Below are 789 nucleotides of genomic sequence, written 5' to 3' on the forward strand. Positions count from 1 at the left end.
GTCCTTCAAGTCCAAATTGCCTGCCCATGCTCTGCCCATTTCACGAAGGCCTTCAACTCCGCTCATCGGGTCTTTTTCAACATCATCGTATTTTCCTGACATTGACACGTCAACCCATGGGGATATGAGAATCAGGTTTTCAGGTTGCGGCAAATCGTTGGCAGCCAGATATTGTGCAAATGCTGCAGAAAGTCCTCCTCCGGAAGAGTCTCCCATGATGGTTATGGGTTTGTCCAGTTCTAACAGATGCCTGTAGAGTTTTTCGAGAATATCATAGGTTTCATCATAGGTATGGTTTGGAGCAAGAGGATACAATGGAGCAAATACTGTTCCGCTGACCTTTTTTGCAAGCCTGTCACAAAAGGATATGTGTGGAATCATGATTTCGTTAACGTATGCTCCGCCATGAAGATAGATAACAATTTGGTTGCAGTCTTCACTGCCCTTGAATATTAGTGTCTGGCAGCCGAACATGTCTTTGCTTTCGACTTTGGAGTGGTATATTCTTTTTGGAATTTTAAATTCTTCATCTTCCTCCGAGGAACGCTTCTGCATATGTTCACGGGCAGCGTCTGCACTTCTGAGATATTCCGGATGTCTTTTCTCCAGTGCATATTCGACGATTTTTGACATTTTTGACATTTTTTCACCTTGTAGCAATTGGTATATTTTTTGGTAATTTTGTTATATAATTTTTGAGGGAGTACAATCTATTTTTGCATTTTAATATCAAGATTTCATTAAAATATAAATATTATATGTATAAAATATATCTTCAAGAATTAAAAG

1 protein-coding gene is annotated in these 789 nt (G+C 39.2%); it reads right to left on the bottom strand.

Annotated elements, in window-relative coordinates:
• Window positions 1-642 (bottom strand): alpha/beta hydrolase fold domain-containing protein (locus QZ143_RS09900; RefSeq protein ID WP_292883794.1); only part of this gene is annotated, 642 nt, incomplete at its 3' end.
• Window positions 643-789 lie beyond the last annotated feature (147 nt).

This window comes from Methanobrevibacter sp. UBA188 (assembly GCF_905234905.1).
GTDB lineage: Archaea > Methanobacteriota > Methanobacteria > Methanobacteriales > Methanobacteriaceae > Methanocatella.